This is a genomic window from Variovorax sp. H27-G14 (assembly GCF_046156345.1).
Lineage (GTDB): Bacteria > Pseudomonadota > Gammaproteobacteria > Burkholderiales > Burkholderiaceae_C > Variovorax.
Map to the genome: position 1 here is coordinate 972219 of NZ_JAYLVN010000001.1, position 25475 is coordinate 997693.

Annotated in this window: 25 protein-coding genes; 12 read left to right on the plus strand and 13 right to left on the minus strand. The window is 68.2% G+C overall.

The features are described from left to right. The 3 genes from VLK31_RS04505 to VLK31_RS04515 all read left to right on the plus strand — a co-directional run bounded on the left by VLK31_RS04505 (position 1) and on the right by VLK31_RS04515 (position 3782). Positions 1 to 2049, plus strand: a complete 2049-nt coding sequence (locus VLK31_RS04505; RefSeq protein ID WP_409167160.1) for a transglycosylase SLT domain-containing protein — start codon at positions 1 to 3, stop codon at positions 2047 to 2049. Between the two features lie 370 nt (positions 2050 to 2419). Beyond that, positions 2420 to 2983, plus strand: a complete 564-nt coding sequence (locus VLK31_RS04510) for an MgtC/SapB family protein (RefSeq protein ID WP_409167161.1) — start codon at positions 2420 to 2422, stop codon at positions 2981 to 2983. A gap of 115 nt (positions 2984 to 3098) precedes the next feature. Beyond that, positions 3099 to 3782 (plus strand): glutathione S-transferase family protein, encoded by a 684-nt coding sequence (locus VLK31_RS04515; protein WP_409167162.1) that lies wholly within the window; start codon positions 3099 to 3101, stop codon positions 3780 to 3782. Between the two features lie 24 nt (positions 3783 to 3806). On the opposite strand, the gene VLK31_RS04520 is transcribed toward VLK31_RS04515, so the two are convergent. Beyond that, entirely contained in the window at positions 3807 to 4532 is a 726-nt protein-coding gene (locus tag VLK31_RS04520; RefSeq protein WP_409167163.1) for an OmpW/AlkL family protein, read from the minus strand. Between the two features lie 165 nt (positions 4533 to 4697). On the opposite strand from VLK31_RS04520, the gene VLK31_RS04525 reads away from it, so the two are divergent. The 4 genes from VLK31_RS04525 (at position 4698) to otsA (ending at position 10168) form a co-directional block, all read left to right on the plus strand. Further along, positions 4698 to 5867, plus strand: a complete 1170-nt coding sequence (locus tag VLK31_RS04525) for a multifunctional CCA addition/repair protein (protein ID WP_409167164.1) — start codon at positions 4698 to 4700, stop codon at positions 5865 to 5867. A gap of 217 nt (positions 5868 to 6084) precedes the next feature. After that, entirely contained in the window at positions 6085 to 6888 is an 804-nt protein-coding gene (gene otsB / locus VLK31_RS04530) for a trehalose-phosphatase (RefSeq protein WP_409167165.1), read from the plus strand. Next, positions 6885 to 8786: a glycoside hydrolase family 15 protein gene (locus VLK31_RS04535; protein ID WP_409167166.1), complete on the plus strand. Its 1902-nt coding sequence runs from the start codon at positions 6885 to 6887 to the stop codon at positions 8784 to 8786. Before otsB ends, VLK31_RS04535 begins: the two co-directional genes overlap by 4 nt. Next, entirely contained in the window at positions 8783 to 10168 is a 1386-nt protein-coding gene (otsA, locus tag VLK31_RS04540) for an alpha,alpha-trehalose-phosphate synthase (UDP-forming) (RefSeq protein ID WP_409167167.1), read from the plus strand. Before VLK31_RS04535 ends, otsA begins: the two co-directional genes overlap by 4 nt. 304 nt (positions 10169 to 10472) lie before the next feature. Here the strand turns inward: otsA and VLK31_RS04545 are convergent, their stop codons facing one another. Continuing rightward, the gene (locus tag VLK31_RS04545; RefSeq protein ID WP_409167168.1) at positions 10473 to 10799 is read right to left on the minus strand and encodes a hypothetical protein; all 327 of its coding nucleotides are present in this window, start codon (positions 10797 to 10799) and stop codon (positions 10473 to 10475) included. A gap of 179 nt (positions 10800 to 10978) precedes the next feature. Here VLK31_RS04545 and VLK31_RS04550 point away from each other — a divergent pair, with 179 nt between their 5' ends. Then, positions 10979 to 12424 carry a PLP-dependent aminotransferase family protein gene (locus tag VLK31_RS04550; protein WP_409167169.1) on the plus strand — a complete coding sequence of 482 codons (1446 nt, stop codon included), beginning with the start codon at positions 10979 to 10981 and terminating at the stop codon, positions 12422 to 12424. 4 nt (positions 12425 to 12428) lie between these two features. On the opposite strand, the gene VLK31_RS04555 is transcribed toward VLK31_RS04550, so the two are convergent. From VLK31_RS04555 to hisN, 5 genes are read right to left on the minus strand one after another with little or no spacing between them, the layout of a single operon-like run. Beyond that, positions 12429 to 12875 (minus strand): DUF1877 family protein, encoded by a 447-nt coding sequence (locus VLK31_RS04555; protein WP_409167170.1) that lies wholly within the window; start codon positions 12873 to 12875, stop codon positions 12429 to 12431. Next, the gene (locus VLK31_RS04560) at positions 12872 to 14368 is read right to left on the minus strand and encodes a tetratricopeptide repeat protein (protein ID WP_409167171.1); all 1497 of its coding nucleotides are present in this window, start codon (positions 14366 to 14368) and stop codon (positions 12872 to 12874) included. The genes VLK31_RS04555 and VLK31_RS04560 overlap by 4 nt, the downstream gene beginning before the upstream one ends. A 38-nt stretch (positions 14369 to 14406) precedes the next feature. After that, positions 14407 to 15333 (minus strand): ROK family protein, encoded by a 927-nt coding sequence (locus VLK31_RS04565; protein WP_409167172.1) that lies wholly within the window; start codon positions 15331 to 15333, stop codon positions 14407 to 14409. A 15-nt stretch (positions 15334 to 15348) separates the two neighbouring features. Continuing rightward, a complete protein-coding gene (locus tag VLK31_RS04570) occupies positions 15349 to 15543 on the minus strand; it encodes a DUF2905 domain-containing protein (RefSeq protein WP_409167173.1) in 195 nt (64 codons plus the stop codon). Between the two features lie 9 nt (positions 15544 to 15552). Further along, complete coding sequence (gene hisN, locus VLK31_RS04575) at positions 15553 to 16338, minus strand: histidinol-phosphatase (protein ID WP_409167174.1); 786 nt, start codon at positions 16336 to 16338, stop codon at positions 15553 to 15555. A gap of 126 nt (positions 16339 to 16464) precedes the next feature. On the opposite strand from hisN, the gene VLK31_RS04580 reads away from it, so the two are divergent. Beyond that, positions 16465 to 16857 carry a DUF5329 family protein gene (locus VLK31_RS04580; RefSeq protein ID WP_409167175.1) on the plus strand — a complete coding sequence of 131 codons (393 nt, stop codon included), beginning with the start codon at positions 16465 to 16467 and terminating at the stop codon, positions 16855 to 16857. A gap of 16 nt (positions 16858 to 16873) precedes the next feature. Here VLK31_RS04580 and VLK31_RS04585 read toward each other — a convergent pair whose 3' ends face one another. The 5 genes from VLK31_RS04585 to VLK31_RS04605 form a co-directional block, all read right to left on the minus strand. Further along, entirely contained in the window at positions 16874 to 17743 is an 870-nt protein-coding gene (locus tag VLK31_RS04585; protein WP_409167176.1) for an ABC transporter permease, read from the minus strand. Positions 17744 to 17876: 133 nt separating this feature from the next. Continuing rightward, positions 17877 to 18794: an ABC transporter ATP-binding protein gene (locus VLK31_RS04590; RefSeq protein ID WP_409167177.1), complete on the minus strand. Its 918-nt coding sequence runs from the start codon at positions 18792 to 18794 to the stop codon at positions 17877 to 17879. Beyond that, positions 18794 to 19816 (minus strand): ABC transporter substrate-binding protein, encoded by a 1023-nt coding sequence (locus tag VLK31_RS04595; protein WP_409167178.1) that lies wholly within the window; start codon positions 19814 to 19816, stop codon positions 18794 to 18796. Before VLK31_RS04595 ends, VLK31_RS04590 begins: the two co-directional genes overlap by 1 nt. 40 nt (positions 19817 to 19856) lie before the next feature. Next, on the minus strand, positions 19857 to 20753 hold the full coding sequence (locus VLK31_RS04600; RefSeq protein ID WP_409167179.1) for a TauD/TfdA dioxygenase family protein: 897 nt from the start codon (positions 20751 to 20753) through the stop codon (positions 19857 to 19859). Between the two features lie 89 nt (positions 20754 to 20842). Further along, a complete protein-coding gene (locus VLK31_RS04605) occupies positions 20843 to 21958 on the minus strand; it encodes a class I SAM-dependent methyltransferase (RefSeq protein WP_409167180.1) in 1116 nt (371 codons plus the stop codon). A 56-nt stretch (positions 21959 to 22014) separates the two neighbouring features. Between VLK31_RS04605 and VLK31_RS04610 the strand changes: the two genes are divergently transcribed. Together VLK31_RS04610 and VLK31_RS04615 are read left to right on the plus strand one after the other, a co-directional pair. Beyond that, positions 22015 to 22791 carry an SDR family oxidoreductase gene (locus VLK31_RS04610; RefSeq protein WP_409167181.1) on the plus strand — a complete coding sequence of 259 codons (777 nt, stop codon included), beginning with the start codon at positions 22015 to 22017 and terminating at the stop codon, positions 22789 to 22791. Positions 22792 to 22799: 8 nt separating this feature from the next. Next, positions 22800 to 23198, plus strand: coding sequence for a dihydroneopterin aldolase (locus VLK31_RS04615; protein ID WP_409167182.1), 399 nt, complete (start codon positions 22800 to 22802; stop codon positions 23196 to 23198). Between the two features lie 17 nt (positions 23199 to 23215). On the opposite strand, the gene VLK31_RS04620 is transcribed toward VLK31_RS04615, so the two are convergent. Continuing rightward, positions 23216 to 24439 (minus strand): MFS transporter, encoded by a 1224-nt coding sequence (locus VLK31_RS04620; RefSeq protein WP_409167183.1) that lies wholly within the window; start codon positions 24437 to 24439, stop codon positions 23216 to 23218. Between the two features lie 99 nt (positions 24440 to 24538). On the opposite strand from VLK31_RS04620, the gene VLK31_RS04625 reads away from it, so the two are divergent. Next, positions 24539 to 25465 (plus strand): LysR family transcriptional regulator, encoded by a 927-nt coding sequence (locus VLK31_RS04625; RefSeq protein ID WP_409167184.1) that lies wholly within the window; start codon positions 24539 to 24541, stop codon positions 25463 to 25465. Positions 25466 to 25475: the final 10 nt, after the last annotated feature.

Consider the following 25475-nt stretch of genomic DNA (forward strand, 5'->3'; position numbering starts at 1 on the left):
ATGCAGTTCCCAAGCATTTTGGCACCCCAGCGCCCCAGCCACCGCGCCTATCGCCGCAACTCGGCACCCGCGCTGGTTTTTTCCGCAGTCCTGGCCCTCGCCGCGTTGTTCTCGCAGCAACCCGCCGCCGCCCAGGGCAATACAAACACCAACGACGACGTGCTCGTCCAGATGAAGCAGGCCTTCCAGCGCGGCGACAAGGCCCGCCTGACGGCCTTGCTGCCGCAGGCACGCGGCCATGCCCTGGAACCTTGGGCCGCCTACTGGGAACTCAAGGCGCGCCTGCAAGAGGCCGCCCCCAACGAAGTGCAGGACTTCTTCGCGCGCTACCCCGGCACCTACCAGGAAGACCGCCTGCGCAACGACTGGCTGCTGCTCACCGGCCAGCGCCGCGACTGGGACAACTTCTCCGCCGCCGTGGCCGGCTTTCGCATGAACGACGACGCGCAGGTGCGCTGCTACGCCGTGCTGGCCGACACGCTGCGCACCGGCACCGCCACGCAGGCCCAGGCCGACCAGGTGCGGCGTGACTGGCTGGGCCAGAAGGAAGCCGACGACGGCTGCCTCAACGCGGCCGACCGCCTGATCGCCGCCCGCCTGCTCTCGCCCAACGACGCCTGGAAGAAGGCACGCCTGGCCATGGAGGTGAGCCGCCCGCAGGCTGCGCGCGGCGCCGTCAACATCGCCGCGCCCGATGCGCTGCCGCTGTTCGAAGAGCTGAACGCCAGCGCGGCCAAGTTCCTCACCGGCCGCGCCTTCGTGGCCGCCAAGTCGCGCAAGGAGCTGGTGGTGCTCGCGCTGGTCAAGGTCGCCGTGGCCGACCCCGAGCAGGCCGCCTCGCAGCTCGACAGCAAGTGGGGCCCAATGCTTTCCGCCGAAGAGCGCAACTGGCTCTGGGGCACCATCGGCCGCGCCGCCGCGCTCAAGCTGTGGCCGCAGGCGGGCACGTACTTCGGCAACGTCACCAAGAACAGCGACCTGTCGGACGACATGCTCGGCTGGCGCGTGCGCGCGGCCTTGCGCGCCGGCCAGTGGAAAGAGGTGGCACCCGCCATCAACGCCATGAGCGAGACGACCCAGCTCGACCCGACCTGGGTCTACTGGAAGGCCCGCGCGCTCGCCTCCGAGCGCAGCGACGAGCGCCGTGCCCAGGCCCGCGAGCTCTACCAGAGCATTGCCGGCTCGCGCGGCTTCTACGAGATGCTGGCGCTGGAAGAGCTGGGCCAGCGCACCGTGGCCGCCACCCGCCCCGCGCCGCTCACCCCTGAAGAAAGGGCCGCCGCGCGCGCCAACCCGGCGCTGGCACGCGGCCTGTACGCCATTGCGATCGGCCTGCGCTCCGAAGGCACGCGCGAGTGGAACTACGCCACCAACCTGCACGACAAGGGCGGCATGGACGACCGCGCGCTGCTGGCCGCGGCCGACTTCGCCTGCCAGCGCGAGGTGTGGGACCGTTGCATCAACACCAGCGAGCGCACCAAGGGTGTGGTCGACGTGGAGCAGCGTTTCCCGATGCCGTTCCATGACACGGTGCTGCGCAAGGCGCAGGACATCGGCCTCGACCCGGCCTACGTGTACGGCCTGATCCGTCAGGAAAGCCGTTTCATCATGGACGCACGCTCGGGTGTGGGCGCCTCCGGCCTGATGCAGGTGATGCCTGCGACGGCGCGCTGGACGGCCCGCAAAATTGGCCTGAGCGACTTCACGCCGGGCCAGATCAACGACCGCGAGACCAACATCACGATCGGCACCAACTATCTGAAGCTGGCGCTGGACGACTTCGACGGATCGATGGCGCTGGCCGCCGCGGCCTACAACGCCGGGCCGGGGCGCCCGCGCAGTTGGCGCAACGGGCCGGTCGTGGAAGCGGCCATCTGGGCCGAGAACGTGCCATTCAACGAGACGCGCGACTACGTGAAGAAGGTGCTGGCCAACACCACCAACTACGCGGCGATCATCAGCGGGCGGCCGCAGTCGCTGAAGGAGCGATTGGGACGCGTGGGGCCGCGCGATGCGGCTGAGCCTGAGCCCAATAAAGACCTTCCTTAGGATTGCTGCTTTTCTTTGTCGGGTGGAGGCGCTGCTGTTCGGGGCGACGCGCTGCTGTTCAGGGCGGCGCCCACGCCGACGGGGTGCCTTGCTCCGCGAATGTCCCCCGCTTCGCTCCTCCTTTATTTCGCTGCGCAAGGCACCCCATCGACGTGAGCGTGTTCAGAGCTGTCGTTGATCGCGTGATCACTCAGAGCGTGCCCTGATGCACAGGGCGTCGGGTACTCCCCGCAGCGAAATAAAGGAGGAGGGGCGAAGCCCCGGGGGACATTCGCGGAGGGGAGTACCCGGCGGCCTGTGCACACGCCCTGAACAGGAGGGGCCTGAACAACAGCGCCCTGAACAGAGACACACAAACCGAAAACGAACAATGACCTGGCGCGACGAAATCCTCAACACCATCGCCTCCGAGTTCTCGGACGTGACCGACATCACCCAGCTCACCCGCATCGTGCTGCGCCTCACCCTGGCCGCACTGCTGGGCTTCGTGCTCGGCTTCGAGCGTGAACAACAAGGCAAGGCGGCCGGCGTGCGCACACACATGCTGGTGGCCATCGGCTCGGCCATGTTCGTGCTCATTCCGCAGCAGACAGGCATCGTGCCGGCCGACATGAGCCGCGTCATCCAGGGGCTGGTGGCGGGCGTGGGCTTTCTTTGCGCCGGCACCATCCTCAAACAAGGCAAGGACGAAAACCACGTGCAGGGGCTGACCACCGCCGCCGGCCTGTGGATGACCGCCGCCATCGGCATGGCCTGCGGGCTCGGGCGCGAAGCCACCGCCGTGCTGAGCGCACTGCTGGCGCTGGCCGTGCTGTCGCTCGTGCCGCGCATCGTCGGCCTGCTCGAACGCGCCGTGGGCCCGAGCCCCTCGCAAGACGAAGACAAGAACGCTCGCCACGTAATCACAGCGCCGGACGACACCCCAGGCCGCTGAACAGCGGAGCCCTGCACCGCCGCATCAATTCGCGCCGCGTCAGGCATCAATCGCCACGCGGCGCACGGCTAGCATCGACAGCTTTGTTTGAACCGCAACGGACCGGAGACCCCTCATGCGCAAACTCTACATCGGCAACAAGAATTACTCGTCGTGGTCCATGCGACCCTGGGTGCTGATGAAGCAGGCCGGCATCGACTTCGAGGAAGTCATGGTGCGCTTCGACTCCTTCGACGCCGGCTCGGCATTCAAGGGCGCCATCGCGGCCATCAACCCGGTCGCCAAGGTGCCGGTGCTGACCGACGGCGCGCTCGTGGTGTGGGACACGCTGGCCATTGCCGAATACCTCGCCGAGACCTTCCCCGAAAAGCAGCTCTGGCCCCAGGCCGCCGCCGACCGCGCACGCGCACGCAGCGTGTGCGCCGAAATGCACGCGGGCTTTGGTGGCCTGCGCGGCCACTGCGGCATGAACATCGAAGCCTCGCTGCCCGAAGTGGGCGCTCGGCTCATGAAAGAAGAACCCGCCGTCGCCAGCGACGTGGCGCGCATCGTGCAAATGTGGAGCGGCCTGCTCGACGCGCACGGCGGCCCGATGCTGTTCGGCACGTTCAGCATCGCCGACGCCTACTTCGCACCCATCGGCACGCGCATCACGACCTACGGCTTGCCCGTGCCGGCACAGATTTCGGCCTACATCGCGCGCGTGCAGGAGCTGCCGGGCGTGAAGGCCTGGCTCGACGAAGCACGGGCGGAAAAAGATTTCCTGCAGTTCGAAGAGCCTTACCGCACAGGGCGGTAAGGCGTTGAAGGCAGGCGGTGGCGCTCAGAACCGGTAGGTTGCCGCCAGGTAGGTGACGATCGGGTTCAGCTTGAGGCTGGCTTCGCTCGTGGCCACGGGCAGGCCGGTGATGGAGGTGGTGGTCAGCTTGGCCTTGGTCTTCAGCGGGATGTACGACACCGAGAACGACAGGCCCCAGTGCTTGTCGAACTGGTAGGCCACGCCCACGTTGACCACCGGCGCGAACGAGCTGTCGAGCTTGGCCGTGGTGTTGACGGCCAACGGCGACTGGCGGAACTGGCTGGCCAGCGCGCTCTGCATGTTGGAGGTCAACCTCACGTCGCTGTACCAGACATAGGTACCACCCAGGCCCACATACGGACGAAAGGCGGAGGTGCCCTCGTTGAAGTAGTACTTGGCCAGCAGGGTCGGGCTCCACTGGCGGGCCTCGCCGAGTTCGCCGACGCGGCCCAGCGTGCCGGTGCCGTTGAGCTTGAACTTGGGCGGCACGCCGAACACGCCTTCCACCGCCCAGTGGCTGTCGAGAAAGTACATGGCGTTCAGGCCGAGCGTGTCGGAGTCGCTCACGCTGGCACCCGAGCCGGGCAGCACGGCCGGAATGGGGGACGTCACGGCCAGGGGCTTGCTCGAATCCTGCGGTGACAGATGAAACCAGCCCGCGCCCACGATCCAGTCGCCGGCCTGTTGCGCCATGGCACTCCCGGACGCCAGTGCGCCCATGGCGGCCAGCGCAATCATTGTTTTCTTCATGATGTGAATTGCTCCTTGAGTTGAAAGATCCCTCTGCAAAACTGGGCGCTGGCTTGTGTCTGCCGCTGGAATCCGCTCGATGAACAAACGATTGCCCGGTTCGCGGCGGCGATTATCGAACGACCGTTCTTTTTTGTAGGTGAGGAGTATCCCTACACTGCCGCGATGAAAATTTTTCTTGTCGGCGGTGCAGTGCGCGACCGCCTGCTGGGCCGCCCGGTGTCGGACCACGACTGGCTGGTGGTGGGCGCCACACCCGAAAACATGGTGGCCCGCGGCTACCTGCCCGTGGGGCGCGACTTTCCGGTGTTTCTGCATCCGCGCACACGCGAGGAGTACGCGCTGGCCCGCACCGAGCGCAAGAGCGCGCCCGGCTACCGCGGCTTCACCGTGCATGCCGCGCCCGACGTCACCCTGGAGCAGGACCTGGCGCGCCGCGACCTGACCGTCAACGCCATTGCGCTGCCGGCCGAACGCGTGGATGCAGACGGCGGCTTCGACCCCACGCCCGACACGCTGGCCGACCCCTTCCACGGCCAGCGCGACTTGCGCGACAAGGTGCTGCGACACGTGACCGACGCCTTCCGCGAAGACCCCGTGCGCATCCTGCGCGTGGCGCGTTTCGCCGCCCGCTTCGACGACTTCAGCGTCGCGCCCGACACCATGGCACTGATGCGCGAGATGGTCGCGGCCGGCGAGGCCGATGCGCTGGTGGCCGAGCGCGTGTGGCAGGAGCTGTCGCGCGGCCTGATGGAAACGCGCCCTTCGCGGATGTTCGAGGTGCTGCGCGATTGCGGCGCACTGGCCGTGCTGCTGCCCGAGCTTGACGCTGCCGGCCCGCCGGACCACTGGATGGCGGTGGTCGACACCGGCGCGCGGCTGCAAGCCTCGCTGGCGGTGCGCTTCGCGTGCCTGGTGCGAGGCCTGGCGCCCGATCTGCAGCCCTTGCACGCGGTGTGCGACCGCTGGCGCGTGCCGCTGGACATCCGCGAACTGGCCGAGGTGGTGGCGCGCGAGCAAGGCTGCATCGACGAGAGCAGCGCCCTCGACGCAACCGGCTTGGTGCGCCTGCTGGAGCGCTGCGACGCGTTTCGCAAGCCCGCGCGCTTTGCCGAAGCCTTGCTGGCCTGCGAGTGCGCGGCACGCGGCCGGGTAGGCGCGGAGGACTCCGCGTACCCACAACGCGCGCGCCTGCTCGCCGTGCTGGCCACTGCCGCCGCCGTGCCGACCGACGTTGTGGCCCGCGCCGCCCAGCAGGCCGGTGCCACCGGGCCGAAGATCGGCGAGGCGATCCACAAGGCACGCGTAGAGGCCGTGGCCGCATCGCTGGCCTGAAGCTTTCGGGATTTGCTCCTTCCCCTCCCGGGGGAAGGCCGGGATGGGGGCAGGCCTTCGCGCAGGCGCCGCGCTCGTTCGGGCGCCGTCGTGCCCCCACCCCAGCCCTCCCCCGGGAGGGCTGGGAGCCATACCAATACGTCATGGACCCCATCGAACCCACCTTCCGGTTTTGGCCGACACGCACCGCCGGTGACGCGTGTTATTGTTTTTGCCAATGCCAAAGTCCACCAGCAGCAACGCACAGTTGCCTCCTCCGTTGGGCCGTGATGCAGCCCTTTTTCTCGACTTCGACGGCACGCTCGTCGGCCTTGCGCCCACGCCCGAAGCCATCGAGATTCCCCCTGCCCTCGTCGCCCTCCTCCGTGACCTGAGCGACCAGCTCGGCGGCGCGCTGGCCGTGGTGTCGGGCCGCCAGATCGATTCCATCGACCGCTTTCTGGCGCCGCTGCGCCTGCCCGCCGCGGGCGAGCACGGCGTGCAGCGCCGCGACGCCAAAGGCCACACGCAGGAGCAGCACGCGCCCGACCTGGTGCCCATCCTCGAGGTGGCCAACGAGCTCGCACGCGTGCACGAAGGCCTGCTGGTGGAGCGCAAGCACGCGGCCATCGCGCTGCACTACCGGCTGGCGCCGCAGCTCGAGGCGGTGTGCCGCGACGCCATGTCGCGCGCCATTGCGCACCATCCGCAGTTCGAGCTCATGCACGGCAAGTTCGTCTTCGAGGTGAAGCCCGCGGGCGTCAACAAGGGCACGGCCATCGACGCCTTCATGACCGAGGCGCCGTTCGCAGGCCGCACGCCGTTCTTTCTGGGTGACGACACCACCGACGAAAGCGGCTTTGCCGTGGTGCAGCCGCGCGGCGGCATCGCGGTGAAGGTGGGTGCCGGGCCCAGCCTGGCGCTGCACCGGCTCGAGTCGCCGCGTGCCGTCTACGAATGGCTGGTGCAGGCGCGCGACCAGCTGGCGGGCCCGAAGACAGCGCCGAGCCCCACCCCAGATTCCCCGAGGAGCCCCGAATGAGCGAACAACAACTGGCCACGGCGCCCACGGAACAAGCCTCCGCCAAAGGCGCAACGGGCACGACCGGCCCCCACGCCGCAGCCGCCCCCGGCACGCGCGGCTTCGCTCCACCCGCCGAGCCTTCGCTCAACGTCGGCGTGATCGGCAACTGCGCCTACACCGCGCTCATCGACGCGCGTGGGCGGGCCGTGTGGTGCTGCCTGCCGCGCTTCGACGGCGACCCGGTGTTCAACGCCCTGCTGCACCCCGGCGAGGAAGCCGGCGCCTGGGCCATCGAGATCGAGGACTTTGCGCAAGCCAAGCAGTGGTACGAGCCGAACACCGCCGTGCTGCGCACCCAGCTGTTCGACAGCACCGGCCAGGGCATCGAAATCACCGACTTCGCGCCGCGCTTCTACAGCCGCTCGCGCTACTTCCGCCCGCTGATGATGGTGCGCCGCGTGCGCCCCATTTCCGGCGCGCCGCGCATCCGCGTGTCGCTCGACCCGCGCTTTCAATGGGGCGCCTCGGCGCCGGTGGAAGTGACGCGCGGCAGCAACCACATTCGCTACGTCGGCCCCGACCTCACGCTGCGGCTGAACACCGACGCCTCCATCTCGCACATCCTCTCGCGCCAGCCCTTCGTGCTCTCGCGCGAGTACAACTTCATGTTCGGCGTGGACGAGACCCTGCTCGACGGCATTGCCGACACGGCTCGCAAGTTCGAGCAGGAGACCATTGCCTACTGGCGCACCTGGAGCAAGCGCCTGGCCATTCCCTTCGAGTACCAGGACGCGGTGATCCGCGCGGCCATCACGCTGAAGCTCTCGCTGTACGAGGACACCGGCGCCATCGTCGCGGCCATGACCACCAGCATCCCCGAGGCGCCGGGCAGCCAGCGCAACTGGGACTACCGCTACTGCTGGCTGCGCGACGCCTTCTTCGTGGTGCGCGCGCTCAACTCGCTGAGCGAGGTGGGCACCATGGAAGACTATTTGCGCTGGCTCGGCAACGTGGTGATCGGCTCGCACGGCGAACACATTCAGCCGCTGTACGGCATTGGCCTGGAGCGCGACCTGCCCGAGTCTTTCGTGGAAGGCCTGCCGGGCTACCGCGGCATGGGCCCGGTGCGCGTGGGCAACCAGGCGCAGGAGCATTTTCAGCACGACGTGTACGGCAACATCGTGCTCGGCGCGGCGCAGGCCTTTCATGACCACCGGCTGCTCAGCCGCGCGGGCGTGGCGGAGTTTCCGCACCTGGAGGCGGTGGGCGAGCAGGCGGTGCGCGTGTACGGCACGCCCGACGCCGGCATGTGGGAGCTGCGCACGCGCGCCCGCGTGCACACCAGCTCGGCGCTGATGAGCTGGGCCGCCTGCGACCGGCTGGCCAAGATCGCCCATGCGCTGGCGCTGCCCGATCGCGCCGCCTACTGGGGCGACCATGCCGCGCGCATGAAGGAAGAAATTCTCGAAAAGTCCTGGTGCGAGGAGCGCCAGGCCTTTGCCGAAAGCTTTGGCGGTCACGAGCTGGACGCCAGCATCCTGCTGATGGTGGAGGTGGGCCTGATCGACGCGCTCGACCCGCGCTTCATCTCCACCGTGGACGCCATGGAAAAGTCGCTGTGCGACGGACCGTACATGCGCCGCTACGAGGCCGCCGACGACTTCGGCAAGCCCGAGACGGCGTTCAACATCTGCACCTTCTGGCGCATCGACGCGCTGGCCAAGATCGGCCGCAAGGCCGAGGCCCGCCAGATCTTCGAGACCATGCTCGCGGCGCGCAACCCGCTGGGCCTGCTGTCCGAAGACACCCACCCGGTCACGGGCGAGATGTGGGGCAACTTTCCGCAGACCTATTCGATGGTCGGCATCATCAACGCGGCCGTGCGCCTGTCCGCGCCCTGGGATTCCTGCATATGAGCCGTCTTGTCGTCGTTTCCAACCGCGTGGCCGACCCACGCAAGCCCGCGGCCGGTGGCCTGGCCGTGGCACTGGGTGAATCGCTGCAGCAAAGCGGCGGCCTGTGGTTCGGCTGGAGCGGCCAGATCGTGGAAGGCGGCCCGACCGGCGAAGGCGAGCTGCACAAGCACCAGGCCGGCAAGGTGACGCTGGCCACCATCGACCTGAGCCGCGACGACCACGACAGCTACTACCTGGGCTACAGCAACGACGTGCTGTGGCCGGTGTTCCACAACCGCCTGGACCTGGCCCACTTCGAGGCTGGCTTCATCGGCGGCTACCGACGCGTGAACCAGTTGTTCGCGCGCAAGCTGATGCCGATGTTGAAAGACGACGACATCATCTGGATCCACGACTACCACCTGATGCCGTTGGCGGCCGAGCTGCGCGCCATGGGTTGCAAGCAGCGCATCGGTTTCTTCCTGCACATTCCGCTGCCGCCGCAGATCATCATCGCGGCCATTCCGCAGCACGAGTGGCTGATGCGCTCGCTGTTCGCCTACGACCTGATCGGCTTTCAGGCGCAGCAGGACGTGCAGCACTTCGAGCACTACGTGCGCAACGAGGCGCGCGGCGAGTACCTGGGCAACGACATGTACCGCGCCTACGGGCAGACGGTGCGCTGCAGCGCCTTCCCCATCGGCATCGACGTGGACGAGTTCACCGCGCTCACGCATGCCAAGGAGGCGCGCGACATGTACGAGACGATGAAGCGCGAGTACTCGAGCCGCAGGCTGTTGCTTGGCATCGACCGGCTGGATTACTCCAAGGGCATTCCGCAGCGGGTGCGCGCGTTTCGCGAGTTGCTGGCGCATTACCCGGAGAACCGGCGCAGCGCGACGCTGATTCAGATTGCCTCGCCCACGCGCGAGACGGTCGACGCGTACGGGGACATTCGGCGCGAGCTGGAGTCTCTGTGCGGTGCGATCAACGGCGACTATGGCGAGCTCGACTGGATGCCGGTGCGCTACATCCACCGGATGGTGGCGCGCAAGCGGGTGCCGGGGTTGTGTCGTGCGGCGGCGGTGGGATTGGTGACGCCGTTGCGTGACGGCATGAACCTGGTGGCCAAGGAGTACATCGCGGCACAGGATCCGGAGGACCCGGGTGTGTTGGTGTTGTCGCGCTTTGCGGGTGCGGCGGAGCAGTTGAAAGAGGCGCTGCTGGTGAACCCGTACGACACGCACGGCACGGCGGAGACGGTTCAGCAGGCATTGCAGATGCCGTTGGAAGAGCGGCGCGAGCGTCACCAGAAGCTGCTGTCGCGCATCCGCGAGCAGGACATTCATTGGTGGCGGCGGTCGTTTCTTGATGCGCTGCGTGAGGCTGCGAGCGAGCGCTGAATTTTCTTTGCGCTGCGTTGTTGTTCAAAGGGCGCTGTTCAGGGCGTCGCTCACGCCGACGGGGTACTCCCCTCCGCGAATGTCCCCCGGCCTGCGGCCTCCTCCTTTATTTCGCTGCGGGGAGCACCCCATCGACGTGAGCGAGTTCAGAGCTCTGGCTGATCGAGCGGAACCACGACGGCGCCTCTCGTGCGAAGGGCATCGGGTGTCTCCCGCAGCGAAATAAAGGAGGAGGGGCGAAGCCCCGGGGGACATTCGCGGAGGGAGACACCCGGTGGCCTTCGCACGCGCCCTGAAGCAACTCTCACCACCCAGTAAGCAGCCGCACAAAGCGCATCACAGGCCGAGGTTCAGGCAAAACCGGCACCGTCATCGGCGCATGAACCCGCAGGTGCACAGACGACAACGCCACCACCTCGATCCACCCGCCAAGGGCAAGACGATGCACATCCCCTTCGGACAGCACCGTCTGCGCGGTGAACACCGTGTCCCCGAACCAACTGGGCGGAGACACCACCCGAACGCGGCCTTCAGCCACCTGCAACCAGGCCCCCGCATCAAGGGCTACGCGCAAGGACTGCCCCGTTTCCAGAACGACGGAATCCGGTGCGCAAGTGAGAGTGGTGATCATGGCGGGCCTTCAAGAGCAGTGACTTGGACATGAATCGTAGGAATTCAGCCGCCCAAAAAACAGGCACACACCATGGCTATTGCGACCGGAACAGCCGGCCCTAAAAAGCATCTGTTATGGTCTTTTTCCCGACCAACTGCATCTGTTTTTCGATGCGCGATGCAGGGAACATCGAACCCATGGACTCGCTACCGCTCTACCGCCAGCTCTCCGCGCACTACGTGGATGCGATCCACACCGGCTCCCTCAAGCAAGGCGACAAGCTACCCTCGCTGCGCACCCTCATGCGGCTGCACAGCATCAGCCTGTCGACCGCGCTGCAGGTCTGCCGCGCCATGGAAAGCGACGGCTGGGTCGAGGCGCGCGACCGCTCGGGCTACTTCGTGCGGCGCCCCCAGCGCATGGCCATCGCGCCAATGGAAGAGCCCGTGGCCGACGTGCCGCCCGACCCGGCGCAGCTCGTCAGCATGCGCGCACGCATGGCCAACTTCATGGCGCGCGGACGGCACACGGGCGTGAAGCTCAACTTTGCGATTGCACGCGCGGCCCCCGAGCTGTACCCGGCCGAGGCGCTGCGCAACTCCATGACCCGCGCGCTGCGCCAACGGCCCGAGCTGCTGACCACCGCTTCTTCGCAACGCGGCCACCTGCAGTTTCGCGAGGCGCTGGCGCAACGTAACCTGCGCATCGGCATGACGGTGGCGCCCGACGAGGTGCTGGTCACCAACGGCTGCATCGAGGCGCTGAACCTCGCGCTGCGCGCCATCGCCAAGCCCGGCGACACGGTGGCGGTGGAGTCGCCCACGTTCTACGGCCTGCTGCAGGTGCTCGAAAGCCTGGGCTTGCGCGCGCTGGAAATACCGACCAGCCCGCAGACCGGCATGTCGCTGGAAGCGCTCGACCTGGCCATTCACACCTACGACGACATCAAGGCCGTGGTGGTGGTGCCGCACCTGCAGAACCCCATCGGCAGCGTGATGCCCGACAGCCACAAGCAGCGCCTGGTGCACCTGTGCGAGAGCCACGGCATCGCGCTGGTCGAAGACGACACCTACAGCGACCTGGTGGAAACCGACACGCCGCTGCGCGCCGCCAAGTCATGGGACCGCACGGGCAACGTCATTTATTGCGCGTCGCTGCACAAGGTGCTGGCGCCGGGGCTGCGGCTGGGCTGGATCACGGCCGGGCGCTGGCATGCGCAGGTGGAAATGCTCAAGTACGCGCAAACGCGCAACAACGAGGCGCTGGCGCAGATTGCCGCGGGCGAGTTCGTGGCCAGCGGCGCCTACGACCGCCACCTGCGCCGCCTGCGCGAGCGGCTGCATGTGCAGCGCGACCAGACGGCCGACGCCATCGCCAAATACTTTCCGCCGGGCACGCGGCTGAACCTGCCGCGCGGCGGGCTGCAGCTGTGGGTGGAACTGCCGGAGCAGCGCTCGTCGGTGGCGGTGTTCGAGGCCGCGCTGCGCGAGCACATGCTGGTGGCGCCGGGCGCGCAGTTCTCGAACTCAGGGCGCTTCGACAACTACCTGCGGCTGAACTGCGGTTGGCCGTATTCGAAGGCGGTCGACGAAGGGCTTCGGCGGCTGGGCGAAATCGTGGCAGCCGTCAGGCCGCCCGGCTGACAGCTCAGGCGATGTAGAAGACGACCGCGTCGCGCCGCTCGGCGGCACCCGCAAAAAAGCGCTTCACATCGTGCAGACAGCCTGCCAGGTCGCGCGCGCCGTCCTGCCAGACCTTGGCCCAGTAGAGGTCGGCGAACCGCTCCGGCTCGCCCGTGAAACGCCCGACCAGCGCCTGCACATCGCACTGCGCCAACCGCGCCGCCGCGCGCTCGACATGCGCGGCCGTGAGGTAGATGCAGCCCAGGCCGTCGGTGCCGTCCAGCATCTCGCCGTCCACTGCATCGGGCAGCAGCGTGCGCACCACGTCCCAGGCCTGCTCCACCGTCTGGTGCGCGTGCGGGCCGCCCTGCGTTGGCGGCGTGTTCAGGAAGCCGGACACGGTCGACGGATCGATCACCAGCGCGCGCAGCCGGTAGCGGTCCAGCGCATGAAAGGCCCCGCCAATGCTCATGTGCTGGGCTCCATGCGCGCGGCGCGCGCCACCGCCGCCAGCACCATGCTCACGTCGTCGACGTTGCGCTGCGCGCCCGCGATGTTCTTGAAGTGGTCGGGCGTGCAGATCTGGTTGAGCAACAGCGTGCGCTGAAAGTGCATCAGCGCCTGGCGCAGGTCGCCCTCGTCCTGCGCGATGAGGCCCAGGTCGTTGTGCGCGTTGGCCGCGGCGGTCGATATGCCGCGGCAGCTGCGCTGCTGAATGGCCAGCGAGCGCTCGTACAGAGGCCGCGCGCCATCGAAGTCGCGCCGCGCCATGCGCAGGCCGCCGAAGTTGTTGAGCATGTGGGCATGCAGCTCGGCATCGCCCTGCACGTTGGCTTCGCTCATCTTGTCCAGGTGCACCAGCGCGCGGGCGTAGCAGAGCTCGGCCTTGGCTTCCTGGCCCGACTCGGCATACAAGAACGCCAGGTTGTTGAAGGCGCGCACCACGCTGTCGCTGGAGCCACCCTTCGCCTCGGCGACGGCCATGGCAATGGTTTTCTTGTAAAGCGCCTCGGCCTCGTCGGCGCGGCCGGCCGCGGCATGCAGCAGCGCCAGGGTGTTGGTCGGCCCACGCCGCCAACCATCGTCAAGGCCCAGCTCGCCGATCATGGCCAGCGCCTCGTGCGCTGATGCCTCCGCCTTGTCGTTCCACTGCAGCCGGCGGCACAGCTCCGCGTAGGCGGCCAGCTGGCGCACCACGGCCTTGCCGGGGCCGCCGCACAGCTCGCGGCTGGCGGCAACCGCCTCGGCGCCCAGCTTCTCGGCGCGCTGCAGGTCGCCATGGGCCAGCGCCTCGTGGCAGCGCGTCTCGCGGTCTTCGAGCAGGTTCATCAGCACGGCGGCCTGGTCGGACGCCGCTCCGCTTGCGTTGCGCTGTGCAATGCCCGCCAGGGTGACGGCCAGCGCCTTGCGGGCGATGTCCATGTCTTCGTCGGGCATGCCGACCTTGCGGCCGATGGCCAGGCTTTCTTCGATGGCGGCCTTGGCCTTGTCGAAGGCCTTGAGCTGGTAGCAGGCTTGGCCCAGCATGCACAGCGACATCGCCAGGTTCTGGTGCGGACCCTGGAACACACCGCGCGCGGTGGCGACGATCTGCTCGCCGATGGCCACGGCCTTCGGCCAATCGTGCGCCTCCGCAGCGGCGACGAACTGCGCCTGCAACTGGTCGGCTTCGGCGAGGCCGGCGGGGTCGTAGTCCCGCGTTGGCGCGCGGGCGGAACGCTGGGCACCCTGCGGCCCCGCATGCCGGGTGCGGCGGTACACCCAGTAGATGTCGAACAGCAGCCACGGCAGCAACAGCAGCAGGCCGAAGCGCGCGCCGCGCTGGCCGCTGAGCCCGAACGACAGCAGGGCCAGCTGCCCGGCACCGCCGACATAGCTGCCCAGATAGAAGCGGTGCGCACCCAGCCAGCCGCCCACGGCAAGCAGCAGGTAGGCGAAACCGGGGCGGCGGGGCGACGCGTTCATGGGGCGCCGGGTTGTCTTGGAGAAAGTGGCGCGCCTGCTCAGTCGAGCAGCGCCAGCGCGGCGTAGTCGCCGACCTTGTCACCCAGGCCCGCGGGCACGAGCGTGACACCGCGCGTGAGCGGCAGCAGCTTGCCGTCGATCTGCGCCTGCAGCCGCGGCAACAAGAATTCCTGGTGGTGCCAGAACACGCTGCCCCCCAGGCTGATGCGCTGCAGGTCGAGCGTGATGACCAGGTTGTAGAGCATGCGGCCCATCACGCGGCACAGCGCGTCGACGGTTTCGAGCGCCTTCGGCTCGCCGGCCGCCGCGGCCGTGAAAAGTTCGGCCGGGGGCTGGCCGAAGCGCCGCGCAATCGAGTTGCCGGCAGTCAGCCCCTCGACGTCACCGACGTTGCCGCAGCCGCACAGCGCGTTGCTGTCGTCGTCCACCACGAAGCTGTGGCCCGCGTGGCCCGCGTTGCCGTTCTTGCCGCGCAGCGCCCGGCCCCCCACGCACAGGCCCACGCCCACGCCGGTGCTCCAGGTGACATAGGCGCAGTCGTCGATGCCCTTCAGCGCGCCCCAGTGGCGCTCTGCCTCCAGCGCGGCAACCGCGTCGTTCTCCACGCGCACGTGGGCAAAGCGCTTGGCCAGCGGTGCCTCGACGATGGCGGTCATCCATGCATTGGGCAGGCCGCGCGAGGGGCCGGCAATGCCGCCGCAGATGTTGGGCGTGGCCAGCTCGACCATGCCGTCGCGCAACTCGAAGGGCCCGGTGGAAGACACGCCCACGCGCTCGATGCTCGCCGCGTCCACCCCTTGTTCAGCGCAGACCTCGTCGATCATCCGCAGGATCTGCACCGCCACGGCGTCGTTGTCGCCGGTCTTGGCGGTCGGCTCGCTGCGGCGACCGACCAGCGGTGCCTCGCTGGAAGCGGAAAGGCTCACGGCCACCTTGGTGCCACCGATGTCTACGCAGGCTCTCATTGCGGTTTGTCTTTTCTACAGAAGGCGCGCGACCAGCGCGGCAATCATGCTCAGCACCATGGTGCTGGCAATCGGCAACTGCCACGCGCGGCCGAAGGCGCGGAACTCGAAGTCGCCGGGCAGCCGTCCGAAGCCGAAGCGGCGCAGCCAGGCGGTCAGGCCGCTCATGAGCACCAAAGCAAGGACAACGACGATCAGCCAGCGAAACATGCAGACAGTCTAGGCCGAGAGCACAGCCATTGCTTGTCGGTGAAGTTCGTGCGTTGCGGCCGCAATCACCCGTCCGTCGGACTTCAGGCCCAGCGGCTGGCCCTGCCAGTCGGTGATGACGCCGCCGGCCGCCTCGATCAGCCCGGCCGGGCCCAGGTAGTCGTAGGGCTGCAGGCCGGTTTCCACCACCAGGTCGATGGTGCCGCCCGCGAGCTGGGCGTAGCCGTAGCAGTCGCCGCCAAAACGGCGCATGGCGCACTGGCGGCTGAGCCGGTCGAAGGCCTGCCAGTCGGCCGGCGCAAAGATGTCCGGCGAGGTTGTCACGATGCGGGCCTGGGCCACCTCGGTGCAGCCACTCACGCGCACGGGCTGGCCGTTTCGCGTGGCGCCCTTGCCGGCCTGGCCGATCCAGCGCTCCTTGAGCACCGGCATGTCGACCATGCCCAGCACCACGCGCCCGGCCTGCAGCACGCCGATGAGCGTGCCCCACAGCGGCGAACCGGTAATAAAGCTGCGCGTGCCGTCGATCGGGTCGAGCACCCACACGCGCTCGGCCTCCAGCCGCTCCGGGCCGTGCTCTTCGCCGTAGATGCCGTCGGCGGGCACGCGCTGGCCGAGGATCTCGCGCATGGCCGTCTCGGCGGCGCGGTCGGCCAGCGTGACGGGGCTCTCGTCGGCCTTGGTGATGATGTCCAGCGGCGTGCGGAAGTAGTGCATCGACTGCGCGGCGGCGGCATCGGCAAGCGCCTGGGCAATCGACGACAGGTCGGGGGTCACGGAGGGGGAGGAGCTCATGGGAGAGAGGAGAACACGTGCCAAAACCTGCGATTAGACCCGAGCCGGCCGGGGTTTGACACGGCGGGGCCGATGCACCTAGCATGGCCCGGAAATTGCCAGCTAAAGCAACACATGGCACACCACATGGCTTCCTTGAAACACCTGCGCGCGGCGCTGCTCACGCTCCTGCTGGGCGCCTCCGCCCTGCTGGCCCACGCCACCCCCTCCGCCACGGAGGGCCAGCTGATCGACACGCTGATCCAGCGCGTGGCGAAGATGTCGTCGATGGTCTTCCTGCGCAACGGCAGCGAATACAACGCCGCCGACGCCGCCAAGCACATGCAGGCGAAGTACGACCACTTCAAAAAGGAGCTGGTCACGGCGGAAGACTTCATTGCGCGCTGCGCCTCGCACTCTGAAATGACGGGCCAGGCCTACCGGGTGAAGCTGCACGATGGCGCGGTGCGCGACGCCAGCGAGTTTCTCAACGGCGAGCTGCGCGCGCTGCGCCAGGGCACGAAGAAGTCCAGCAGCTGATCGGCCTTGACCGGCTTCAGCGCTGCTGGCCCCAGCGGCGCACCGTGAGCCGCTCGAGCGTCTTGAAGCCCAGGGTCTCCACCAGCAGGCCGATGAGCACCACCATGGCCAGGCCCGCGAACACGCGGTCGGTGTAGAGCTCGTTGCGGTTCTGAAAGATGTACCAGCCCAGCCCGCCCTTGCCCGACGACGCACCGAACACCAACTCGGCCGCAATCAGCGTGCGCCACGCAAAAGCCCAGCCGATCTTCAACCCCGAAAGAATCGACGGCAGCGCGGCCGGCACCAAGATCTGCAGCACATAGCGCAGCCCCTTCAGGCCGTAGTTGCGCCCCGCCATGCGCAGCGTTTCGGGCACGCCCTGAAAGCCCGCATAGGTGTTAAGCGCCAGCGGCCACAGCACCGAATGAATCAGCACGAACACCAAGCTGCCCCGCCCCAGGCCGAACCACAGCAGCGCCAGGGGCAGCAGCGCAATCGCGGGCAGCGGGTTGAACATGGCGGTGAGCGTGTCCAGCAGGTCGCGGCCGATCTGCGTTGACACCGCCAGCGTGGTGAGCGCAAAGGCCAGCAGCACGCCGGCGATGTAGCCCTGCAGCAGCACGGCGAGCGAAATGCGCACCTTCTCGATCAGCTCGCCGCTGGCGATGCCCTCGACCAGCGCGCGTGCGGTGGCGGTGAAGGTGGGCAGCAGCAGGTCGTTGTCTTGCCAGCGCGCGGCCAACTCCCACAGCACGGCAATGACGATGAGGATCAGGCCCTTGCGCAGCCAGGCCTGCGACCAGATGCGCGTGCCCAGGGGCAGGCTGCGTTCGACGGGCAGCTCGGTGAAGGGCTCGAGTGTGCGTTCGTATTCGGGACGGATGGGAGGCGTGAGAGTGCTCATTGGGTATTGCTCCTTCCCCTTCCGGGGGAAGGTTGGGATGGGGGCAGGCCTTCGATAAGGCGCCGCGTTGTTGCGGAGGCCGCTGTGCCCCCACCCCTGCCCTCCCCCGGGAGGGGAGGGAGGAAGACCGGGCTCATGGCACGGCCGCCGCTTCGGGTTCTTCCTCGAACAGCATGTCGTGAATGCGCTGCGCCGTGCTCTGAAACTCCGCACCCCCCAGGCTCGCCAGCGAGAAGCCGTGGCTGTTGATTTCCGCGCGCATGCGCCCCGGGTGCGGCGACAGCAGCGCGACGCGGTTGCCCACCACCAGCGCCTCTTCGATCGAGTGCGTGACGAACAGCAGCGTGAAGCGCACCTCGTCCCACAGCTCGAGCAGCTCCTGCTGCATCTTGCGGCGCGTGAGCGCGTCCAGGGCGGCAAAGGGCTCGTCCATCAGCAGCACGCGCGGCTGCATGGCCAGCGCGCGGGCAATGGCCACGCGCTGCTTCATGCCGCCGGAGAGCTGGTGCGGATGCACGTCGGCAAACCTGGCCAGGCCCACCTTGTCGAGGTAGTGCAGCGCGCGCTCGGCGGCTTCCTTGCGGCCCAGCGTGCGCGAGGCCAGCAGCGGGAACATCACGTTCTGCTTGACCGTCTTCCACGGCGGCAGCTGGTCGAACTCCTGGAACACGACGATGCGGTCGGGGCCGGGCTGCATGACGCGCGCACCGCCCAGGCGAATCTCGCCTTCGACCGGAGGAATGAAGCCGGCAATGGCCTTCAGCAGCGTCGACTTGCCGCAGCCCGAGGGGCCGAGCAGCACGAAGCGGTCGGCGGCGTGCACGTCGAAGCTCACGCGGTGCGTGGCGCGCACGACGCGCTCGGGGGTGCGGTAGTCGAGGCTGACGGCGTCGACTTGCAGCAGCGGCGGCGCCTCTTGCCCCCTCTCCCGCTCGCGGGAGAGGGTTGGGGTGAGGGTCGGCGACGATGCCAAAGGCTCCCCCCTCACCCCCGCCCTCTCCCGATGGGAGAGGGAGTCAGCCCGGGAAGGCAATACCGCTGCGGTGCCCATCAATTCCCCGACGCATTCTGCGCATCGTCAAAGAAATAATCCTTCACCGAAGCAGGCTTGTTCTTGATCGCCCCCACCCGGTGCATGAACTCCGCCAGCGGGTACGTGTTCTGAGGCGTGGTCTTGAACTGCACCTCGGGGTTCTTGATGATCTTCAGCAGCAGCTCGCGGTCGAGCTTGGCGTTGCTCACCTTCAGGTAGATGTCCGCCGCCTTCTCCGGGTTGGCCGTGACGAACCTGGCGGCTTCATCGAGCGCATCGACGAAGGCCTTGTACGTCTTCGGGTTCTCGTTGCGGAATTTCTCCGTCGCGTACAGCACGGTGGCCGACGACGGCCCGCCCAGCACCTGGTAAGAATTCAGCACGATGTGCGCATTCGAATTACCCGCAAGCTCCTGCTCCTGAAACGGCGGGTTGCCGAAGTGCCCGGTGATCTCCGTGCCGCCCTTGATGATGGCCGCGGCCGCATCCGGGTGCGGCAGTGCCACGCTGATCTTGTCGAGCCGGTTGAACTCCTTGTCGCCCCACAGCTTGGCCGAGGCGAACTGCAGCACGCGCGACTGCACCGACACGCCCACGGCGGGCAGCGCGATGCGGTCCTTCTCCGTGAAGTCGGCAATGCTCTTCACCTTGGGGTTGTTGCTCACCAGGTAGTACGGAAAGTTGCCCAGCGAGGCCACGCCCTTCACGTTCTGCTTGCCCTTGGTGCGGTCCCACAGCGTGAGCAGCGGGCCCACGCCGGCGCCCGCAATTTCGATGTTGCCGGACAGCAGCGCGTCGTTCACCGCCGAGCCGCCCGAGAGCTTGATCCACTCGACCTTGGCGTCCACACCCGCGGCCTTCGCATGCTTCTCGATGAGCTTTTGTTCCTGCGCCACGTTGAGCAGCAGGTAGACGATGCCGAACTGCTCGGCAATGCGGATCCGACCTTCGGCGTGCGCGGAAACAGAAAGAGAAAGGCTGCCGGCAAGAAGGCCGAGGCCGGTGACGAATGCGGCGGCTTTGCGCGTGAAGCGGTTCATGGAAATCGGTCCGAAAAAGAGGAAGGCGAAGGAGAAGAAATCAGAAAGGCGTGTCGCCCACGATGGTGGTGCGGTTCAGCCTGCGGCGCAGGTGGTCGGGCGTGCCGGCCGCCAGGTGCATCAGCGATCGGTTGTCCCAGAACACCAGGTCGTGCGGTGCCCACGTGTGGCGGAACACGAACTCGGGCTTCACGCTGTGCGCGAACAGCTCGGCCAGCAGCGCGTCGCTTTCGTGCTGCGGCAGGCCGACGATGCGCGTCGTGAAATGCTCGCTGACGAACAGCGCCTTGCGGCCGGTTTCAGGGTGCGTGCGCACCACGGGCTGCACGGCGGGCGCCACCTGGTCGATCTGCGCCTGCGAGAGCTTGGGGCGCCAGGGGTTCTTGGCGCGCAGTTCTTCGTACTTGGCAAGGTAGCTGTGCTCGGCCTTCAGCGGCAACACGCGCTGCTGCAGCGCGGGGCTCAGCGCGTCCCATGCAAGGTGCTGGTCGGCAAAGAGCGTGTCGCCGCCTTCGCTGGGCAGCTCTTGTGCATGCAGCAAAGAGCCGAGGCTGGGCTTCGGCTTGTACGAGATGTCCGAATGCCAGTAGACGCCGGCGTCGCCCAGCCCAATGGGTTCGCCGTTCTCCTTGATGTTGGAGACGATGAGAATCTCGGGGTGGTTCTTCAGCTGGAACTGGTGCAGCACATGAATCTCGAGCGGGCCGAAGCGGCGGCTGAAATCGATGTGGGCCTGCGGGCTGACCTGCTGGTCGCGAAACACCAGCACGTGGTGATCGAGGTGCGCGCGGTGAATGCGCCGGAAGTCTTCGGCGTTGATGGGCCGGGCGATGTCGAGGCCGACGATTTCAGCGCCCACCGGGGCGCGGAAGGGGCGCACTTCAAAATGCTGCGTGGGCGCCTCGGCCTCTGGTGCGTGGGAAAGAACGGCTGTCATGCCGCGAATGTAGGGGCCTGCCCGCCGTTCCCAAACGAACTCTTCGTTGCTAGCTTATGACTTTGTTCGGAGCCCCCGGGCCCGTCGGCTCACAGCGTGTGGCTGCGGTCGCCTTCGGCAAAACCCATCGCGTCCCACGGCTGGCCGACGGCAAAGCCCACCACCTTGAACAGCTCGCCCATCTCGTGCTCGTGAATGAGCCGCGCCGCCATCGCGCGCTCGGCGACCGACCCGGCCTCCATGTGCGCCAGCAGCCCGCAGTTCAGCAGAAACCGCGCCTGGCTCGTGTAGCCCAGCACTTCGAGCCCCGCGTCCTGCCCGGCCAGCGCGATGCCGGTGAAGTCCACATGCGCGGTGATGTCCTTGTAGCCCACGTCGGCCAGCGGATCGCCATCGGCCTGGTGCGCGCGGTGGCACATCACGGTGCCCATGTGGCGCTGCGGGTGGTAGTACTCGCCCTCGGGAAAACCGTAGTCGATGAAAAAGGCCGCGCCCTTCTTCAGCCGGTCCGCCAGCGTCGCAATGAAGGCCCTGGCCTGCGGATGAATTTCCGTAAGGTAGTCGTGTTCGCCGGCCGGCTCCACCGGCGGGCGCAATGCGGTCTCGCGGTCGGCCCAGGTCCAGCCGTTGCCTTCGGCGTTGCGCACCACCCCGCGCTCGAACCACTGGCCGCCGACGCGCGCCAGCAGCTGCACCGGCATCGCGTCGAGCACCTCGTTGCCGACCACCACGCCTTCCATCGTCTCGGGCAGTTCGTTGAGCCACTCGACGCGGCCCGCATGCCGAACCAGCGCCTGCTGCTGGCGCTCGCGCAACGTGCCCGACAGGTCGACGATGCGGTAGCGCACGTCGGTGCGGCCCATTTCATCCAGCGCATGCAGCAGCTGCACCGCCAGCGCGCCGGAGCCCGCGCCAAACTCCCACACCGTGTCGGTTCCGGTCTGCGCCAGCGCCTGCGCCACCTGCGCGGCCAGGGTGGCACCGAACATCGGCGTCAGTTCGGGCGCGGTCACGAAGTCGCTGCCCGACGAAGGCATGTGGCCGAACTTGGCCGACGTGTTGGCGTAATAGCCCAGGCCCGGCGCATACAGCGCAAGCGCCATGAAGCGGTCGAACCCGATCCAACCGCCCGCACGTTCGACGGAACGCGCAATGAGGTGGTCGAGGGCGGTGGGTAAACTGCTGGGGGTTGTCTTTGTCGTCACGGCGCCATTGTCTCTCCGTCCTCTCTCCGCTCTCTCTTTCCTCCGAGTTCTTCCGCATGAGCACCGCACGCCCCACCCCTCCCCGCCGCACCGTTCTCGTCACGGGCGCAGGCCGCAGGCTGGGCCGCGAGATTGCGCTGGCGCTGGCCGCGGGCGGCTGGCAGGTGGCGGTGCACTACCGCCATTCGCGCGCCGAGGCCGAGCAGACGGTGGCCGACTGCGCGGCGCTCTCGGGCGACTCCGCGCACTTTGCGGCTGACCTCGAAGACGAGGCCGCCACCCGTGCCCTGCTGCCCCGCGTGGTCGCGCGCTTTCGCGGCATCGACGCGGTGGTGCACAGCGCGGCGCTGTTCGAGCACGACGAGGCCGCCACCTTCAGCTACGCGCTCATGGAGCGCCATGCGCGCAGCAACACCGGCGCGGCCATCCTGCTGGCGCAGGCGCTGCACGAGCACCTGGCCGCGCGCGACGCGCACGGCGCGGTGGTGCACCTGCTCGACCAGAAGCTGTGGAACCCGAACCCCGACTTCGTGAGCTACACGCTTTCCAAGGCCGCGCTGGAAGCCGCCACCCCCATGCTGGCGCTGGCGCTGGCGCCGCGCGTGCGTGTGGTGGGCGTGGCGCCCGGCCTCACGCTGGCCAGCCACATGCTGGACGACGCCACCTTCGCGCAGCTGCACAAGCTGTCGCCGCTGGGCCGCTCTTCCACCCCCGCCGACGTGTGCGCCACGGTGAAGTTCGCGCTGGAAAACAGCTCGATCACCGGCACCACGCTGCTGGTGGACGGCGGCCAGCACCTGATGAAATTCGAGCGCGATTTCTCGCTCATGTGAGCAGCACCATGTCCACCCCCACCGCTACCGCCAACCCCACCGCCACGCAGGGCCGCCAGACCCTCACCCTGCAGGGCCTGCGCTTCGACGCCAACCTGGGCATCCTCGAGCAGGAAAAGACGGCGCCCCAGCCGATTCTGGTCGACGCCGAACTCAGCCTCGGCCCGCAGCCGCTGCTGCCGCAGGACGACGACATCTTTCACGTGCTCGACTACCGCAAGGTGCGCCGCATCATCATCGACGAGTGCACCGCCGAGCACGTCAACCTGCTCGAAAGCCTCATCGGCAAGCTGGTGCAGCGCCTGCTGCAACTGCCCGGCGTGGTGGGCGTGCGGGTGAAGATTGCCAAGCTCGAAATCTTCGACGACTGCGAAGTCGCGATCCGCATGGAAGCCGGCGACTGGTGACCGGCGCTGCACCGGTCTCACGCGGCTGAGCCGCAGGCTACGGCGGGCCTGGAACCCGCAGGCCACATCCGCACGCCGAGCGCACCCAGCGCCGACAACGCAGCCATCAGCGCCACACCCGACCAGCCCCACTGCGCCAGCACCAGCGCACCCAGCGCCGAGCCGGTCGCCATGCCGATGAACACCCCCGTGAAGAACACCGCATTGAGCCGGCTGCGCGCACCGGGGTCGATGCCGTAGACCACCGTCTGGTGCGCGATGAGCGCGGCCTGCAGGCCGAAGTCGAAGCCGATTGCACTGGCCACGATCAGCGCGAGCCGCGCGGCGGGCGCCATCAGCGGCGCGAACAGCATCGCGGCGAACGACACCACCACCAGCGCGGCGCCCATGCGAATCACCAGCTCCGGCCCGCGCCGGTCGGCCAGGCGCCCGGCAATGGGCGCGGCCAGCGCACCCGCCGCACCGGCCAGCCCGAAGGCACCGGCCGCGGCGCTGCCCAGATGGAACGGCGCGCCGTGCAGCATCACGGCCAGCGTCGACCAGAAGGCGCTGAAACCCACCGACAGAAGGGCCTGCGCCAGGGTGGCGCGGCGCAGCGCGCCATGGCGCTGCCACAGCTTGCCGAGCGAGCCCAGCAAGGCGCCGTAGCCCAGTTGCGTGGTCGCTCGCAGGTGCGGCAGGCCACGTGCCGCCGCGGCACCGACGAGCGCGATGCTCACCGCCGCCAGCGCGAACATCGCGCGCCAGCCGAAGTGCTCGGCCACGAAGCCGCTGAGCACGCGCGACAGCAGGATGCCCAGCAGCAGCCCCGTCATGACCGTGCCGACGATCTTGCCGCGGTGCGCCCCGGGCGCCAGCGCGGCGGCGGCCGGCACCACGTCCTGCGCCAGCGTGGCCGACAGGCCGATCACCAGGCTGGCCACCAGCAGCGGGCCGACCGAAGGCGAAAACGCCGCGCCAAGCAGGGCCAGCACCAGCACCGCTGCCTTCGCAAGGATGATGCGGCGCCGGTCGAAGCGGTCGCCCAGTGGCGCCAGCAACAGAATGCCCAGCGCATAGCCCAGTTGCGTGAGCGTGGGCACAAAGCCCACCGACCGCGCCGACGCGCCGATGTCGGGGCCCAGCACGCCCAACATGGGCTGGCTGTAATACAGCGCCGCCACGCCGAAACCCGCGCTGGCTGCCAACAGCAGGATCAGCGAGGCGGGCAGCTTTTCATGCGTTGATTGAATGGGAGACATGGTGTTAACCCTTGGATTCGATGACAAGGGCGGGAGTGTGCGCGTCAGCCGCTCCCCAAGGTAGTGCCTTGGCTCGAACAATAGATATACGCTTGGCGCATGGCCACTTCGCTCCCCACCTCCGCCGACCGCATCGAGCTGATGCAGACCTTCGTGCGCATCGTCGAGGCCGGCAGCCTGTCTGCCGCGGCTGCGCAGATGGGCACGACCCAGCCCACGGTGAGCCGCCGCCTGCAGGCGCTGGAGCGTTCACTGGGCGTGCGGCTGCTGCAGCGCTCCACCCACGCCATGAAGCTCACGGAAGACGGCGAGCGCTGCTTCGAGCGCGCCCGCGAACTCATCCTGAGCTGGACCGCCTTCGAGGCCGAGGTGCGCGGCGCCGGCGACCAGCCCGAGGGGCGGCTGCGCGTGGTGGCGCCGCATGTCTTTGGGCAACAGTTGCTGGTCGGCCCGCTGGCCGCCTACCTGCACCGCTATCCGCAGATGACCGTCGAGTGGCTGCTGCACGACGGCCCGCAGGACCGCACGCCCGACTTCATTGCCGAGGGCGTGGACCTGGCCATCCGCGTCGGCGAGGTGACCGACCCCGGCGTGGTCGCGATCCGGCTGTCGGAGGTACCGCGCATTGCGGTGGGCGCGCCCTCGCTCTTCACCGACGGGCCGCCGCCGGTGCACGCCCGCGACCTGGAGGCGCTGCCCTGGCTGGCCGCGCGCAACTTCTACCGCACCGAGGTCGTGCTGACCCACGAGACCACGGGCGAGGCGTACCGCGTGCAGATTCGCCCGCGCATGATCACCGACAGCCTCAATGCGCTGCGCAGCGCGGCGGTGCTGGGCGTGGGGGTGGGCGTGCTGTCGACCTGGATGCTGGCCGACGAGCTCGCGGCCGGGCGGCTGCTGCACCTGGCGCCGCAATGGCAGGCGGCGCCTGCGCCGGTGTACGTCGTGTACCCGTATGCACGCTTCTACCCGGCCAGGCTGCGGCGCTTCGTGGAGGCGATGCGCACGGCGTTTCCGGCGGCCTGAGCCTCTCAAG